21 protein-coding genes are annotated in these 15,343 nt (G+C 56.4%); 1 reads left to right on the forward strand and 20 read right to left on the reverse strand.

Annotation, left to right across the window (positions count from 1 at the left end; translation table 11 throughout):
* From OZX73_RS05380 to OZX73_RS05390, 3 genes are read right to left on the reverse strand one after another with little or no spacing between them, the layout of a single operon-like run.
* Nucleotides 1–804, reverse strand: a complete 804-nt coding sequence (locus OZX73_RS05380; protein WP_277148269.1) for an HK97 family phage prohead protease — start codon at nt 802–804, stop codon at nt 1–3.
* Nucleotides 779–2,293, reverse strand: a complete 1,515-nt coding sequence (locus OZX73_RS05385) for a phage portal protein (protein ID WP_277148271.1) — start codon at nt 2,291–2,293, stop codon at nt 779–781. Before OZX73_RS05385 ends, OZX73_RS05380 begins: the two co-directional genes overlap by 26 nt.
* 22 nt (nt 2,294–2,315) lie before the next feature.
* Nucleotides 2,316–3,899 (reverse strand): terminase, encoded by a 1,584-nt coding sequence (locus OZX73_RS05390; protein ID WP_277148273.1) that lies wholly within the window; start codon nt 3,897–3,899, stop codon nt 2,316–2,318.
* A 22-nt stretch (nt 3,900–3,921) separates the two neighbouring features.
* Here OZX73_RS05390 and OZX73_RS05395 point away from each other — a divergent pair, with 22 nt between their 5' ends.
* The gene (locus OZX73_RS05395) at nt 3,922–4,209 is read left to right on the forward strand and encodes a hypothetical protein (RefSeq protein WP_277148275.1); all 288 of its coding nucleotides are present in this window, start codon (nt 3,922–3,924) and stop codon (nt 4,207–4,209) included.
* 10 nt (nt 4,210–4,219) lie between these two features.
* Here OZX73_RS05395 and OZX73_RS05400 read toward each other — a convergent pair whose 3' ends face one another.
* The 17 genes from OZX73_RS05400 to OZX73_RS05480 all read right to left on the reverse strand — a co-directional run bounded on the left by OZX73_RS05400 (nt 4,220) and on the right by OZX73_RS05480 (nt 15,218).
* Nucleotides 4,220–4,528: a hypothetical protein gene (locus OZX73_RS05400; RefSeq protein ID WP_277148277.1), complete on the reverse strand. Its 309-nt coding sequence runs from the start codon at nt 4,526–4,528 to the stop codon at nt 4,220–4,222.
* 172 nt (nt 4,529–4,700) lie between these two features.
* Nucleotides 4,701–4,997: an HNH endonuclease gene (locus tag OZX73_RS05405; protein WP_277148279.1), complete on the reverse strand. Its 297-nt coding sequence runs from the start codon at nt 4,995–4,997 to the stop codon at nt 4,701–4,703.
* Between the two features lie 791 nt (nt 4,998–5,788).
* Complete coding sequence (locus OZX73_RS05410; protein WP_277148281.1) at nt 5,789–6,121, reverse strand: hypothetical protein; 333 nt, start codon at nt 6,119–6,121, stop codon at nt 5,789–5,791.
* Nucleotides 6,118–6,882 carry a hypothetical protein gene (locus OZX73_RS05415; protein ID WP_277148283.1) on the reverse strand — a complete coding sequence of 255 codons (765 nt, stop codon included), beginning with the start codon at nt 6,880–6,882 and terminating at the stop codon, nt 6,118–6,120. The genes OZX73_RS05410 and OZX73_RS05415 overlap by 4 nt, the downstream gene beginning before the upstream one ends.
* On the reverse strand, nt 6,879–7,013 hold the full coding sequence (locus OZX73_RS05420; RefSeq protein ID WP_277148285.1) for a hypothetical protein: 135 nt from the start codon (nt 7,011–7,013) through the stop codon (nt 6,879–6,881). The genes OZX73_RS05415 and OZX73_RS05420 overlap by 4 nt, the downstream gene beginning before the upstream one ends.
* A complete protein-coding gene (locus OZX73_RS05425; RefSeq protein ID WP_277148287.1) occupies nt 7,010–7,483 on the reverse strand; it encodes a hypothetical protein in 474 nt (157 codons plus the stop codon). The genes OZX73_RS05420 and OZX73_RS05425 overlap by 4 nt, the downstream gene beginning before the upstream one ends.
* On the reverse strand, nt 7,473–7,856 hold the full coding sequence (locus OZX73_RS05430) for a hypothetical protein (protein WP_277148289.1): 384 nt from the start codon (nt 7,854–7,856) through the stop codon (nt 7,473–7,475). Before OZX73_RS05430 ends, OZX73_RS05425 begins: the two co-directional genes overlap by 11 nt.
* A 9-nt stretch (nt 7,857–7,865) precedes the next feature.
* Nucleotides 7,866–10,181, reverse strand: a complete 2,316-nt coding sequence (locus OZX73_RS05435) for a bifunctional DNA primase/polymerase (protein ID WP_277148291.1) — start codon at nt 10,179–10,181, stop codon at nt 7,866–7,868.
* 284 nt (nt 10,182–10,465) lie between these two features.
* On the reverse strand, nt 10,466–11,392 hold the full coding sequence (locus OZX73_RS05440) for a hypothetical protein (RefSeq protein WP_277148293.1): 927 nt from the start codon (nt 11,390–11,392) through the stop codon (nt 10,466–10,468).
* Nucleotides 11,393–11,412: 20 nt separating this feature from the next.
* Nucleotides 11,413–12,396, reverse strand: coding sequence for a hypothetical protein (locus OZX73_RS05445; protein WP_277148295.1), 984 nt, complete (start codon nt 12,394–12,396; stop codon nt 11,413–11,415).
* Nucleotides 12,377–12,577, reverse strand: coding sequence for a hypothetical protein (locus OZX73_RS05450; protein ID WP_277148297.1), 201 nt, complete (start codon nt 12,575–12,577; stop codon nt 12,377–12,379). Before OZX73_RS05450 ends, OZX73_RS05445 begins: the two co-directional genes overlap by 20 nt.
* Nucleotides 12,574–12,744: a hypothetical protein gene (locus OZX73_RS05455; RefSeq protein ID WP_277148300.1), complete on the reverse strand. Its 171-nt coding sequence runs from the start codon at nt 12,742–12,744 to the stop codon at nt 12,574–12,576. Before OZX73_RS05455 ends, OZX73_RS05450 begins: the two co-directional genes overlap by 4 nt.
* The gene (locus OZX73_RS05460) at nt 12,741–13,157 is read right to left on the reverse strand and encodes a hypothetical protein (protein WP_277148302.1); all 417 of its coding nucleotides are present in this window, start codon (nt 13,155–13,157) and stop codon (nt 12,741–12,743) included. Before OZX73_RS05460 ends, OZX73_RS05455 begins: the two co-directional genes overlap by 4 nt.
* Nucleotides 13,158–13,329: 172 nt before the next feature.
* Nucleotides 13,330–13,923 carry a hypothetical protein gene (locus tag OZX73_RS05465; protein ID WP_277148304.1) on the reverse strand — a complete coding sequence of 198 codons (594 nt, stop codon included), beginning with the start codon at nt 13,921–13,923 and terminating at the stop codon, nt 13,330–13,332.
* Nucleotides 13,914–14,387 carry a RusA family crossover junction endodeoxyribonuclease gene (locus OZX73_RS05470; protein WP_277148306.1) on the reverse strand — a complete coding sequence of 158 codons (474 nt, stop codon included), beginning with the start codon at nt 14,385–14,387 and terminating at the stop codon, nt 13,914–13,916. Before OZX73_RS05470 ends, OZX73_RS05465 begins: the two co-directional genes overlap by 10 nt.
* Nucleotides 14,377–14,913, reverse strand: a complete 537-nt coding sequence (locus OZX73_RS05475; protein WP_277148308.1) for a hypothetical protein — start codon at nt 14,911–14,913, stop codon at nt 14,377–14,379. Before OZX73_RS05475 ends, OZX73_RS05470 begins: the two co-directional genes overlap by 11 nt.
* Nucleotides 14,910–15,218, reverse strand: a complete 309-nt coding sequence (locus OZX73_RS05480; RefSeq protein ID WP_277148310.1) for a hypothetical protein — start codon at nt 15,216–15,218, stop codon at nt 14,910–14,912. Before OZX73_RS05480 ends, OZX73_RS05475 begins: the two co-directional genes overlap by 4 nt.
* Nucleotides 15,219–15,343: the final 125 nt, after the last annotated feature.

Here is a 15,343-nt window from a genome sequence, read left to right on the forward strand (position 1 = left end):
CTACTCCTTCCCGCCCATAAGGGCGATGTTGATGGCAAGTTCCAGCGCTTTCCGGTTCGCTGCCGGGCTTGGCTCCTCGACCTTGGCCTTTGGCGGCTCCTCGGTCTTGGCTGTGCTCTTTGCGGATGCCTTCGCACTTTCGCTTTGGTTGTTCTTACCGTCTGGATCGGGTGTTACCTGGTCCAGAAAATCATTAATCTTGGTGGCCGAGTCGGTCAGCTCTTTGGCGATGCCGCGGAACATGTCGGTGTTGGCGGCGCTCAATACTCGGCCGGATTTGATGGCCGTGCTGATGGTGTCAGTGGCGCTTTTGATGGCGACGACACTGGTGTCCTGGTTGGCTCCCACGGGCACGAAACTGGCCTCGTAGATGTCGAGTTTTCTCAGCTCGTTGGCTTTCGTGCCGTCATCGAGGGTGACGGTGCCCTCGTCCTCCACGTCGTAGGCAAAGGACAGTTGGGAGAGCCGCTTGGCTTTGAGCAGACGATAGACCTGCGGCGCTTTGGGCGAGTCCATGTCGAAAACGCCTTTGATCCAGAAGCCGTGGTCGTCCTCGCCCATGTCCTCAACGCCGGCCACGTTGTAGTCGGGGTCGTCCATGCGGTGCCCGTACATGACCGGTAGCGTGTTGCCGCTGTCCTTCCAAGCCTTGATGGTGTCGGTGAACGCGCCTTTGGCCACGATGTCGCCGTAACAGTCGGGCGTCTGCGTGAAGGTTGACGGGTAGGCGATGAATTCGCCTTCCTTCAACTGGTTGTCGTCATCGTTGGTCTTGAATTCACAGGCCCGTTGTTTGATTTGCAATAGTGGCCTCCTTCTCGAGTTTTTTGCGCATTTCGGTTGTCTGCTGCAAGGCGGTGATGCCTGCCGCATACTGGTTGACGTTCGCTTTCACCACGAGGTCGGCCTGCAGCTCGTCCTGCCATTTCTTCCAGTCGATGTCATCCGGGCTGATGCCGGCCCCGAGTTTGGATCGCACGGATTTCTCCATGCGCGTCTTCCACGCGGCGATGACCTGTTTGGCCTCGTCGGAGTCAGTGCCTGTGGCAGGCCGCTTGGGTTTCCCACCGTCTTGCGGACTTGCTTGTCCGCCTTGTGTGACGTTGAGCGGGACCACGAGCTGGTCGCCGCCGTCGATTCTTGGCAGATTCTGAGTGGCCCGCGCCTCGTTGGGTGTGATCCACGGCGCCCCGACCGAGGTGGAGAGCACCGATGCCATTTCCTCGAAGTCGCCGGAGAGTTTGCTGTGCACGTCGAATTCGAGATAATCGTCGACATCCGTGCCAAGCATGGGGGCGAGGAAGGTGTTGAGACGGTCCTCGATCATGCGCAGCGTGGGGCCGAGGGTTTCGCTGTAGAGCATCTTGCGGAATTCGCGGGTGTTGCTGAAGTTCGCATTGTCAAGGTCGCCAACCATGGTGGGCGGCACATGGTAGACCTGCGCCACGGTCTGGAGGCTAAGCTTGGTGACCTCCATGAACTCTTCCTCGCGAGCCGTGAAGCCGACACGTTTGAGCTCCATGCCGTCTTCGAGTACTGGGCTTTCACCAGCTCTTGCGCCTTTGTCTTGGAAGTCCTTCCAACCCCGTTTGAATCTTTCTCGTGCGGTTTCGTCCCAATTCGGGGCGTCCTTGGGGCGGCTGACGTACATGCCAATTCGTCCGCCACGTTTCCACATCTGGGTGCGGAAGCTCCATGCCTGAATCTGTTCGTTGAGAACGTCCTTGAGCGCTTTGATCGGAGAGGTGCCGGCGACTGGGTCGGTCGGGTTCCAACCGTGGAACACGAGCATCGAACTAGCGGGCACATCCTGAGTCTGCCCGCCCATTGGAGCATGAATTCTATAGGTTTTGGGTGCGAAGGCGCTGCCGTCGCTTTTGGCGACCACCCATGTGGGTGGTATCGGCCTGATCTCCCAACTTGCGAAGCGCTCCACGTCACGCCCCGGGTTCTGGTAGACGAGCCAGTATGCGTTGTCATAAAGGGCGAGGTCGGCGGCAAGCTGGCGGATGAGCTCATAGCCGGTCATGGTCGCATTGGGCTGTCTAAGCAGGTTGATGAGCGGCGCATCGGTGACGCGTTGGCGGTCGGTGTCGCTGACCCGCTGGAATTCCTTGAGCTTTATCTGTGCGACGTTGTCGGCAAGGAAGCCGATGACGGTGCGCAGGTGAGGCTGGGTCTTGTAGAGTTCGGCCGCGCTCTGTCCCTGAATCATCTCCAGTGCGTCGTCGACGGTGAATTCGATATGGTATTGGGGCTGGAAGAGGCTCTTGATTGTGCTCCAGATGGACATGCCGCCTCCCGGTCGTAGGTTTTCAGAGGATCATGAGGTCGTGTTCCGTATAGGCGGACGCTGTGGCCTGCTGTTGTTTGGGTTCGAACATTTCAAGCCCATAGAGCGCGTACGTTTCGGCGATGAGTCCGGAGATGTCCATCATGGAGCCTTTGCGGTCCCAGATATCCACGTCGCCGAGCTTTCGGGCTACCGCCCCGCTCACCGCTTCATCTATCGCGGGTTGTGGCAGGTGCTTGAGGTGTTCCTCTCGTACACGGTCGCGGAACTGGCCGGTGGAGGCTCCGAGCTTGGGACCTTCGATGGCGTCGATTTGGAATCCGAGTTCGGAGAGCGGGTCGATGAGGTCGAGGGCTCTGCAGCCGCGTCCTTGGATGGCGATTTCGTTGGCGCCGGTGGTGTCGCGTATCTGTTGGGCGAGTTTCGGCACCCACATCATGCCGTCACGTCTGGTGACGATCTCCACATGCGGATAGCCGTCTTCGCGCAGCCCTGCGGCCGCGATCCAGGTGACCGAACCGTCCATGGTGGTGTCGATGCCCAGCACGATGCGCTGCCCGTCGGCGATCTTGGAGGTCGGGTCGTTCCCCTTGGCCCATTTCTTCGGGTCAAGGTAGGTGTCTACGTCGGCGGTGACCCATTGGCAGAGCACTTCGGTCCGGTATCCTGCTTCGGTCATTCCTGCCGCCTGACTGGCGATGCTGCGTACGGTCGCCCCGTTGTATCCGATGCTGGGGTTGGCCTGCAGTATGCCATCCTCATCGTCGAGCGCACACCCGTCTGATGCCGACCATTCGAAAATCGCAGTGTCTATATCATGGTTTTTCGCATACCGAGTTGGCGTTTGCAATCCGGATTCGACGTTTTTCTCCCAGTCGGACACTTGTTTGAGGGCGACCTCGCGCTGTTGCTTGAGTACGACGCTTGAACCGTCTCCGGCGTTGCTGATACCCCAGAGCTGACCACTCCAAAAGCTCGTAGTAGTCGGTTTGATGGCATTCCATGCGACCCACGTATGCTGTTCGCGCAGCTCATCCATGAGCACACGTGCGGCCGGCTTGCCACGGGCGTTCGCCGCCGACCTGATCTCATAATGCGCAAGATTTCTTGCCCGTATCGATTCCTTGCCGTTGGTTTTGGAAACCTTCAAAGTTGCTGCTTGCAATGAAGGTATGGCCAACTCGGCCTCAGCATCATTATCCGGCTCGGGATTGCACCATAGCTTGACCTGCTCGTACGGCTCACGAGCGATGTCCAGGTTCTGGGCAGTGCCGAGAATCTTGAACTTCAATGGCGGCACCATATCGGGGTGACGGGCGGAATCGACGTGCAGCCACCAGTCGGCCAGCACGCTTGCAAGCAGCGTCTTGCCGTTCTGACGAGCCACCAGCACAATGACGATCCGGTAGCGGTATGATCCGTCGGGATTGAGTTCGAGAGCGTGGACAAGGAGCCATTTCTGCCATGGACGCAGTTCGATGCCCAGGATCTCCGTGGCATAGTCGATAACCTCGAAGCCGAGGCTGGTCTTGCGGGTAAGCTTTCTAAGTGGTTTCGTCCAAATTCGAGGCTCGGTCGTGCCGAACACCACGGCCTTGCCAGACATGAGACCTCCAAGGGAGCAAAAAATGAAGAATAATCAGAAGCCGGCAACGAAAGCCGGAATGTCAAGCGCCATTTTGGGCATAATCGCTATTGTGCTGTTTCTTATCGCCTATCTGACCAGTTCCGCATTCAGGGCGTTGTTAGCTTTGGGAATCGTCGTCGCTGTGGCCGGGATTGTAACTGGAATCATCGGGACAATAGCTGCACGAACAAAAGGCAGCAGATCAGGCCAGCAAATAGCCGTTATCGGATTGATTCTTTCCTGCATTCCGTTCATCGTGATGTTTGTTTTCACAATCACGCAGGCCTGACTTCGAAAAATCAGGTTGCGTGGCGTTGTTTGAACGCCGAGAGCGGGTCAGCGGTCTTGGCTTTGGATTTACCCGAGGGCTTTTCAACAATTGCAGATGTCAAACCGAGCGCCTGAAGATATTTCAGGAAAGTCGGAACGGTCACGTTGTCCAATTTGCCGTTTTCATCGGTGAAACCATTCTTGGCAATCGAATCGATACGCGCTGCAAGCACCCGAGCAGTGGCTACCGTGGCCGAATCCTTCGCAGAAAGATGCTTTGCGTTGCGAATCGACCGGTTCAGAGCATCGAAAACGCTTGTATATTCGAATTTCGCCAATTTTCAGCCTCCAGCCTCGCGCGCGCGACCCCCCTATCAAAATTCCGGAGGGAGGGGAGCCGGCCCGCGCGGATAGTAAGCCACAAAAGCGGGTTTCCAGCGATTCGAACGCCCCTACCCCATCAACAATTCGCAAATTCCGAAGAAAAATAGATGAAGACACGGCCGAAGATCAGTACCAGCGTCTCGAATGCATGCCGACACTGAGCTTCGGAGGCTGATTGCCTCGCAGGACGTTGCAGATCTTATGCGAGTGCCTGAAGTTGCCCGGATCATACTGCAGGCTGGGATCTTGCGAAACGGGAACATAGTGGTCAAGCTCGTGGCTCTCATCGGTCGTGCCAGGTTTCACGCTGTAATCTATCGGCTGCCCGCACAACCAGCACGGGGCGTTCTCCCGCTGCCCTTCTTCGAAGAACTCTTTGCGCTGCTTGTTGAACGCCCGCGTGCTGACACGTTTCGTAGCCATGCGCCAATCCTTCCGTTGAACCGTTTGAACGCTTCGACCAGGAAACCGTCTTCGACGGCGGCAAGGTCTTCGAAATACTGATGCTCTTGTCTCATGACTTCGCGTATGTGTTCCTGATCTGCGAATATTTCTTTAATCATGCGTTTCTGATCCTCGGTCGCGTCTTTGGGTATCTGATCAGAATCAATGGCTTGAGGTGAGCTCATGGCATCTCCTATCATGCCGCAAGGGGATTGGTTTGAAAGTAGATGCCCTGCGCTCGCGGGAATACAGGAAAGTCGTTGGCAATGTGCGCGAGTGTAGGGCAAAAATAAAAAATAAAGGGTTTACTGAAAGCGGAAAAAGAGTGCCACATTCCGATTCGATAGGAATAAAGCCGAAAACTCGGATTTTCGGAAATATACAAAATAAGCAAATCGTGAATTATTCGTGATTTGTATGACGGATTTACTTGAGTATGTTAACTAGATGATAACAAACGCATTTTTTCATAAAAAATCCCTTTCCGATTCCGAGTATCATGCCCAGAAACACAACAGTTAGGAGGTGAACCATGAAAATGAAATGCCCAAAATGCGGAAACCTGATCTCGGTTTTGTTACATCAGAAGCCATCTTTGGTAAGAAGCATGGCAGGTCCTTGCCCGCCAAGACGGTACGGTCTTTATGACTGCGAATATTGCGGGCTGTCAGGTGACCGCGATATGGAAGGTGTGGAGTTGTTCGATTAACCGAAAGGGCCGAGGCTTCTTGCCCCGACCCAATAAAATCAATAATACAAAAATAACGCAATCACGAGAAGATGTCAAGCATCTGTTCTGCTGTGAGGTTGCTGCATTTCTCTTCATCGAGCCCGATTTGCAGAGTCAGTCTTACCCGATTGTCAGATTGTTCGATTTTCTCGCTCTTGATCTTCGTAGGCAATCCATGGAATGTCCTGTCGATTGAATCCGACGCGGACTGCACCATCCGATCAATCACCATCTGAAGTATCGGCTTGTTCTCTGGTTCAAGGATCTGCGGATCGCGTTCGATGCGAACAATCGGGAAACGTTTCTGCATAAAAGCGTTCAACTTTTCGTAGGATACGTTGACTTCCCTGAGTATCTTCGCCTTGTCACTCATCGTTCCAGCTCCGTCCTTTGTGCGCATTGAAGCAATTCTATCGAGTCGAATATCCAAGTTCCCTTGATGTTTCCTTGTTTAGCCGACGGCAATTGTCCTCTGGCTATCCAGTTGCTGACGTTCGACCTCTTGACAGGCAGGTTGGTCTGCTTGTGCAGCCATTTGGCCGCCTCTGCAGGAGTTTTGGTTATCTGCCTTCTTGGGTCGTTTTCGAGTCTGGCAAGGCGTTGCAACGCGAGAATACGCACGTTCCATGTGTTCCCACAGACTTTGCACGTCACTTCCTTCGAACGCGCCGGCCCATCGACCAATGACGAACATTCGGGGCAATCTCCGTAGATGACCCGCTCCGACGCCGGCACAATCATGTCATGCACTTTGCTTTCAATCTTTGCAATCGACCTATACGCCTCGCCACATTCGGAGCACGTCGCGATACGCCCTACATGGTTGATGAGCGCACGGATAAGACGCGGCGTCCTCGGCTCCCAAACCCCCACATCGGCACCGATCGGACGCAGCACCCCGCTGACCTCATCCATCAAATCACCCCACGCAAGCGCATACGCCGCCTGCGGGTACGGGCTGCGAGCACCGCCCCCAGTGTTCGGCTTGGCCTGCCTGAGCGCGTATTGCTGGATCTGGTAGTAGTCGATTCTGAGAGCATGCAGGTTGTCGGCAAGCGCCTTGCGGTGCTTCCTACAGAGCGTTCCTCCATGCGGCATCTGCTCACAGATTGGGCAGAGTTTCTGATCGGTCATTTATCCCCTTCCGAATGGTTGTTGCGTTTATGGTCATAATGATGCTCGCGAATAATCAACCAAGAAAATCCAGCGATGTCAATGGCGAACATGGCTGCGAATGCGGTCGCGAATCCTATCCAGAACATCATGTCCGTTCTCCTACGTTCAGGTGTTTCAATTCGTCAAGTGGCATGTTCCAGATCCTTTCGAACTCCTTGGTCTCCTGTTTTGTGGGTTTGATGTTGATGGGGAATGGTTTGCCGGGTCTGCGTGGTTGCCGCGGCGGCTTGTATGGCGTGTGGCTGATGGGTGCGAACTTACAATCGTGGAGGCTGAGGTATTGGCCGTCCGGTGTGATGCCGTATCGTCCGCACACGTCCTCCAACTGGGCTTGTCGTAGTCCTGGTATCCATTGGATGCGGGTGAGCGGGCGTTCGAGGATGATGGCGACGGTGAGGTTCTGGCCGGTAATGATGCCGGGGTCCCATGATTCCCATACGCCTTGCCTGCAGCTGACTACCCATCGGCCGCATCCTTCGCATCGTTGTGCCTCGAGCTTGGCGAGGTTGCCTGGCGGGCAGAGGAGGCGCAGCCATGGCGGCTTCGGTTCACGAGTCATGATGGGCTTTCCGGAATGGCGTACGGCTCATGCGCAGGCAGAGCTGATGGTATTCATCCTCGAGTTTTCTTGCGGTTTCCGTCGGGATGAAGAACACGGGGTTGGTGAATATCCAGCCGATGACGTGCATCCAGTAGACAGCGGTGACTGTATCGAACTCTTCGTGCTGTTTGCAGAGATCATCGATCGCGTCGTGAAGGCGTTCGTTGAGGTCGGGGTCTCCGGTCATCTCGAAGAGGGTCAGAATTCTGTCAGCGCTGGCGCAGAGGATGCCGAACGACGTGGCTTCTTTTGGAGGTTCGGGTAGGATTCCCCTCGCCCATTCGGGAAGGCGTTCGCTGTTGCTTGGCTGTTTGAATTCAATGCCGTCCATAACTACTCCTTAGTTGCGATGTTGGCTGATGGTGTTCTGCACCGAATTCCAGATTGTATTCAGCTCACTGTCCGGCAATCCGGACGCGCGTCCACGCTCGTAGAATTCGATTCTGATATTGGCCTCGTTCTCGGGATGGTTCAACAGCCGCCCCAACAGCCACTTGAACATCGTGTCGTTGCGCTGGCCCACAGGAATCAGCGACATGTCAGGCGTGCCAGTCTTGCTGTTGCCGACAGGTTCGGCCAACAGCTCGTCAAGCGACGACAACGAAGTGTCCGCGCGTTTTGCTGATACGAACGTTCGCGGCTTTTCATCGCATCCTTCGACGTAGCCGTTGTCTTCGAGCCATTGGGCCATTTTTGGGGGCATGACTGGCACTTGGTTGTCGGGCATGTCGAGGAGCCGGTAATCGCCGTTATGGGTGTGGCTGCCGGGGCCGATGACGTAGCCTTTGCGCTCGCAACGGATGTCCACGGGGATGCCGTTGGAATGCACAGAGTTTTTCAGCGTGCCCATGAGTTCGGCGGGTAGGGCGTAGTAGGCGTGGACTCCGCCGGATGGCGTGCCGACGAGATACGTTGTAGGGAAATCCTCGGAACCGTATTTGCCGATTTCCTGGTTGAGGACGTTCCATCCATCTGCGGTCTTGCCGTCCTTGCTTTTGTCCAAGTCGATGATGGCCATGCCCTTGTTGGGCACAACGGCATAGGATTCGGTATTCGGCCGGAGGCTGGTGTCGAGATTCTTGTCTTCGGTGAGTCGCTTCCAGTTTTTGGCGACTTTCTGTTCGGCGGGGACGAAATCGCAGTTGAATCCCATCGTGTTCGGCAACGGAACCGGGTCGGCCTCGATAGGCTGGGGAATATCAGGGGTGTCGTCGATTTGTTTGGCGAGCTGTTCACGGTCATGCTCGTAGGCTTTGCGGTAGGGGGCGAACCTTACTTCATCCTTCACGGCAAGAATACGAATGGATGTTCCTTGTTCGGGGATCCATTTCACTCCGCCTCGGGTGAGTCCGAATCGTGCAAGTAGGTCTCGTTGTTCGTAGCGTTTCAGACTTTCCAGCATGCTGCTGGGTGCGTATCCGTTGGCGCATATCGCGTTGATGATGGATTGTTCGAGGTCGGTGACATCGTTGGCGCTGCCGACGCTGACGTCGTCGAACGGGTTTTCGCCGTGGTTTTCCCAGAGTTTGCAGCTGGCCATGATGAACGGCGCGGCCCCGTATTGTTGACGGAAGTCCAGTAGTGGTTGGAATTCCTGTGGTTTCCTGCCGTCTTTCATGCGGATATAGGCGAAGCGGCGTGCAACGGCGGCGCTCATGGTGGTGATGACAGGGTTGTTGGTAGCGACGATGAAGGTGCATTTGGGCGTGAAGCTGACGGCGTTCTCTCCGATCCTTCGGGCGGTGACGCTGTCGCCAGTCGAGATTTTCTTCAGGTAGGTGAGCTGGTCTATGCCGATGGTGTCGGCGTCCTCGTCGTAGGCCCAGAGGGCTCCGATGAGTTTGCCGGTCTCCTGCTGGGTATCGAACCCGCCCGAGCCTCGCCGTCCTCCAAGGATTTTCTGGGAGTCCACGGCCACTGCAAGTCCGGGGAACGAACTGGCGAGTGTGCCGAGGAGGATGCCTTTGCCGTTGCCCCCGTCCCCATAAAGCACGTAGGTGAGGTGCTTGTAGGGTTCGAGCAGTGGAGTGGCGAACATCCTGGCAAGATTCATGGCCGAGTGTTCGTCTTCGGTGATGTCGCGCATGAAGGCGACGGCCTGTGTGGCGAGTCCGGCATCAAAAGGCTGGTCGATGGTCAGCTCGTATGATTCGTCGAACATCTGGTCGCCGGTATGGTAGCGGACGATACCGTTGGTTTCGCGTTTGAAGGCGGTGTCCTGAAATTTGATGCCGTGGCGGACGCGTTTGTCGAGTTTGCGGCATTCGACGACGAGCTGCTGGTTCCAGGGCAGGTAGGCTTTGTTACTTTTGACGTGATATTCGGCTTCGAGGCTGGTGATCGCATGCCAGGTGTCGAGTAACTGGTTGTTGCCGGTCTGGTCGACATCGCGAACATAGAGCGTGTGATCGTCGTCGCCAAGCAGCAGGGAGTCGTTGCGATAATCCCATAACGCCTTGGCGTATCCGTCATCGGCGTATGGCGTGGGGTTTTTGCCCCACGTGTTCCTCGGAATCTCCACGGTCTGGCCGACTCTGTCGATGAACGTGTTCGACGTGTTCTCAAATCTGGCCACTTTCATATTCAGCAGCAGATCGGGAACATGCTGAGGACCATTGGGGATCTTCGAGCAGGAATGATGGTAGAAAGCGTCCATTTTATACAGTCCTTACGCTCCTTACGCTTTCCTTACGCTGTAGCGTAAGGCATGTCAGCCCAATAATTTCAATGCTTTTCACTATGTTCCTTACGCTCTTACGGTTCTTATAGGGGTGATACGCAATAAATAAAAGGTATATATGCTCAGCAGCGTAAGGAATCAGCGCCGGAATGTTCCGGAATCGTTGATATTTCAATGGTTTCATTTCCTTACGCTTCTTCCTTACGCTGCTGGGGTTTATTCTCTGAATTTGTTGAATTCAAAGGGGTTAGATTTTTGGTTTAGAAGTCTCCGACTCCGAATTCGTCCTCGCTGCCCTGGTTGGGTTGGAGCACGTTGACGACAGTGGTTTCAGGCAATCCGGTGAGCGCGGCGATCTCCTGCGGGCTCTTGCCGGCCGCCTGGAGCTGCTGCAGTTGCTGCAGGTTGATCTGGGGGCCGGATTGCATCGGCGGGTTCGCTGCTGGCTGGGGCTGCGGCTGGTATTGCTGGCCTTGCGTCTGCGGGGCCGTGTTGGCATGCTGGAACTGCTGGTTCTGGGCTGGCGCGGGCTGTTGCATTGTGGGCTGTTGGAATTGGCCTTGCTGTTGCGGCGTGTAGCCGGTCTGCTGGTTTTGCATTGGTTGGGTTGGCTGGGGGTTGAGGAGGCTGTCGGGGCTGTTGGCGGGTTGGATGACGAAGCTGTAGAGTTTGGCCGGCATGGCGGGGTTCTTGCTTTGCGGGTCGGCTCCGACGTAGGTCTCGGTGATGGTGTCGCCGGGCTTGGGGGCCTTCTTGATTCCCGCGTTGCGCATGGCTTCGCGGAACGCCTTCAATTGGACTCCCCAACCTTTCACGTAGAGGCTGCGTCGGCCGTCATCCTCGTCCACACTGGGGTCGCGAAGATTGGTCTGGATGACCATATGGATTTCCTGCATTGGTCTTCCATCATTCCAGAAAGAAGGCTGCTGAGTGTTGAAGTCGCGCATCTGCTGGGTCTCGATGAGCTCGAGCGTTCCGGTGACCGAACTGCCGGGCTGGCTGTCGCGGCCGAAGAAGGATTTGGCGCCGCTGCCGGAGAGCAGATCGTCCAATCCGCTCAGCTGGCCTCCCTGTGGCTGCGCAGGCTGTTGGCGTTGCTGGCCTTGCTGCGGCCACGTGTTGCCGCCGCCGTATTGGGGCTGCTGGCCGTACTGGTTGTTGTACTGCTGGTTGTTGTTTGCGAACATGATTGTTCTCCTTTTGGTTGTTATTTGGTTGGTTGTGGCTGGTAGGTAGGTTCGAGAAGCGGAATCAGTTGCCGCCATTTCTCGGGGACTTCGGGCCGGGGTTTCTCGTCGATGCCGAGGCCGAGCTGGTCGTTGTCGGGCCATGTGCCGTCGTTGAAATCGTGGGTGGGGCTTTCGGGCAGCAGACTGATCCATGCGTCGCGCATCTCGGGCCCGTCGGTCTGTTCGATGACGTCCATCAAGTTGACTAGAAGCTGCGCTCTGGCGAGTGCCCATTGGCCGGGCTTGGGGTCGAACGGCCAGCGTCTGGGAACCGTGTCGTTGAGACTGAGCCCGGTACGGGGCAGGAAGATGTCGCTGACCCATTCGATGGGCAGGTTGGCGTTCTGGATGCCGAGCCCGTAGAGCGAGACTTGGACACGGTATTGCTGGCTGACGCCGTTGGCCTTGACGGTCTTGGCGGTGGTGGCGCCGACGTTTTTCCAGTCGATGATGGTGGCGGCTCCGGGGATGTAGAGGTCGATGCTGCCCGTTACGTCGTAGCCGCCGTAGATGCCTTCCAGGTGGCCGACGGTGACGCGTTTCTCAGTCTCGAAGCGCGGGTGGCCGCGGATTCTCTGGCCGAACATGCGGTCGAACATGCTGACGGTCTCGGGGTCCTTGGCCTGGCTGGCGTTGTCGAATTCGCGTTGGAGCTGGGCGTGGACGGCGGTGCCGACGAATGCGCCCCAGTTGGGCTGTTCGGGGTGGGGCCATCCGGCGAGTTTGGCGGCCAAGGTGTGGAGGCTGTCGGTGCCGAGCTCGCTGGGGCCTATGGTCTTCTGCAGGCTGCGCGGGTTGTTGACGATGGCGTTCTCGATGACCGCGCGGATCCTCGGCCACAACACCGTGTCGTCGCCGGAAGTTGTTGCTTCCTGTTTGACGGGCTGTTGTGGTTTTTGTTGTTGTTGGGCTTTGGCGACGGCGAGCACCGCATTGTCGGCGCTATCGGTTGTCTTGCTCATGCTTCAGCTCCTTTAACGCGCGTCCGGCTTCACGGCGGATATATTCCACGTCCGTTTTGCTGAGCCGCATCTCGAATCCGCCGCCGTTCCAGATTCGCATTTTGAATCCGATGCCGTTGCCTGGGGAGTCGCTGGTCTTGTCGCGGGTGATGGTGAACCCGCCGTCGGTGATGTTGCTCATTTCCCCAGCCTCGCTTCCTGCTTCTGAATCTGCAGCGCGGCGTCACGGCATACCTGGTCGAACTTGTCGCTCTTGATGATGTACAGGTCATCGGTGAGATCCAGGTCATGCTTCTGGATCGCATGGCCGACGGCCTTCTCGATGTCGCTTCCCGGTTGTCGGATCATTTGACCACCACCGTGCTCTTGCCCTGGTCGAACAGGCCGGCCAAAGCGTCCTCGCCAAGTTTTTTCCGTGCGCCGGTTGAATCCGGGGCTATCTTGTACAGTTCCGGATAGTCCGCGGCCGGGAACTTCTTCTGGAACCGGCCGGCATTCAGACGCTTCGACCCTTCGCGCACCTGCACCTTCAGGCCGCCGGCCACATAGGTGCCGGGCTCATGGGTGTCGAGGATATCCTGCTTCAGCTGATCCACCTTCTGCTGGCGTTCCTCAATCTCGGCCTGCAGGCTCACGATCTTCCGCGCCTGCGCCATAAGCAGATTTTCCTTTGCCTGTGCGTCCTCCTTGGCGCGTTCGATCTGTTCCGGTGTGGCTTGTGTCTGCAGGATGGGTTGCTGGTTGATGATTGCTGTTGTCATTTTGTTTGCTCCTTGTTTTGTCTCTTGTATTTGATGGGTACCCACACGGTCTTGTGGGTCTTATGGGCGAAACGGTGCATGTTGCACGCCTCTATCGCCTTTTCGAGGGTCGTAGGCGGTTCCAGGGCCCCGCAGGTCTTGCATCGTGGCAGGTAATAGTTTGAATGGGCCATCAGTCCACCGTCGCCAGTTTCGGCTGCGTCGCCTTCAGTTCGCGTTTGATGCGCCTGATCTGCTTCTCCGAATCGGCAATAGCGGTATAGGCGAGCTGTCCATCAACGTATTTGAACCGTTGCCCGCACTTCAGGCAGTACACCGGATCGGGATTGCCCTTGTACAGGTCGATCAGCCACTTGTTGTCGTTACTGCTCGGCTGCCCCCACAAGCTTGTGCCGCATCGCGGGCAGATGGAATACGGAGGCTCATCGATAACTGCCTTAGGGCCGGAAGTACAGTAGCCCATGACTTTCCACGGGTCTCCGTCCTTGTCCAGCTGGTCGGCGAACTCAGTGATAAGCCGATCGATATATTCGCAGGTTACAAACTGGTATTTGAAGTTTTCGAATGTCTTGTAACTGTTGAACATCGAATTCTTCTCCGCCAAGTAACTGATGGCAACGCGCATCGAATCCGGCCACGCCTTTGTCGGATCGACCTCGATTGTCACCGTAGTCGGCTTCGGCATCTCGTTCTTCGGAACATCCTGGAACACTTCCAGGTTCACCGTTACCTTCTTCTGTGGAATAGTTAAAAAACTCATTGCCATTGCTCCTTTCCGATTTGGCTGATCTCTGCGATGTAGATGTGCGTGTGCGCCTGGTAGGGCACGCCGTTGTGGGTGAGGGGGTCGCCGGCCTTGCGGTTGCGCATGCCACGCTTGCCCTGGACCCTTTTGTCGGGGAGGATTTTGCGTACGGTGGCCTGCATGATCTGCTTGTCGTCCACGTAGGCGACGCCGTTCAACGCGTCCGTGGCCAGTTTCGCAATATTGTCCCAATCCTTGCCACTGCGGTCGGGCATCCAGAAATCCAAAGCGACCTGAATATCGCCGGTGAGCGGCCGAGCATCAGGGTATTTCGTGATGAACGTGCTGTAAACACGATTCTCAGCCGTCTTCGTCTTTTCCGGCGTGACACCATGCACGCCCCTGCCGCCAGGGTTCCGATAGACCCGCGGACGGCCCTTCGACTGCGGTGGCCCCGGAACGACGAACCTGAATTCACTTGACATCCTTCTCGTCCTCCTTTGTGGCGCTACTGAGTCTGTTTTGGAGTTTCTTGTTGGCGTCGGCCAGCGCGATGCAGGTGGTCTCCAGCGAGCTGATGCGGCTGTCGCGCCAGTCCTCGCCAGTGGAGAGCTCGTTCCACTTGTCGAGCAGGAACACGGTCAGGGGGATGGTGACGAGTACGGCTGCGAACTGCTGCAGGCCGAGCGTGCCCTCGCCGATGCCTGCGACCAGCCAGATGATGCTCACACACATGACCACGGCGCTCACGGAGCCCCCGACAAGGCAGACAAGCGCGACCCTTCTGGACTTAGCCGGATCCGTTTTCGCTGCCTTGGTGTCCTGCAGCCATTTACGGTATTCGGGTGTGAGCGACCCGTTTTCGAATGCTTTGAGGGTCGGGACGATTCTGTGGTCGAGGACGTTGTCCACGTCCCCGCAGTCGTAGAAATCATGACCGCTGATCTGTTTGGTTCCGAAGGTGAGACGACTCGCCTCCTGCGAGGTGATTGCTGTGTTCTTCCTGCTCATGCTTCACCTGCGTATTCGTTGGTGGCCATGTGCATGTGCTCGCGCAGGCATTTCAGCACGGCTTCCCTGCTGTACATGACGCGTCGGCCGACTTTCAAAAACGCCGGACCGTCACCACTCCCCCGCCATTCCGACAATGTGCTCAGCGGTATGCCGGACAGTTCGCTCAGCTTCACCGGCGTGACCACAGGTGGCAGTATGGCTTCGAGTGCTGCAAAATCAAGATGTCGATTGAACTTTTCCAAACTTGTCGAAGTGATGTTTTTGTTTGAAGATTCGAGCACCTTCATTTTTTGTTGTTTCATCGTTGCCCGTTTTCTTCAAGTTTTCTTGTATTGCTAATCCATTCATTTCCCTCACCGGTGATCTCGTCGTGGATGAACTCGCAGATAGGACATATGGTGATGGGCCCTGATTGCCGGCTTTTATT

The sequence above is a fragment of the Bifidobacterium sp. ESL0775 genome, from assembly GCF_029395475.1.
In the GTDB taxonomy this organism is placed as follows: Bacteria; Actinomycetota; Actinomycetes; order Actinomycetales; family Bifidobacteriaceae; genus Bifidobacterium.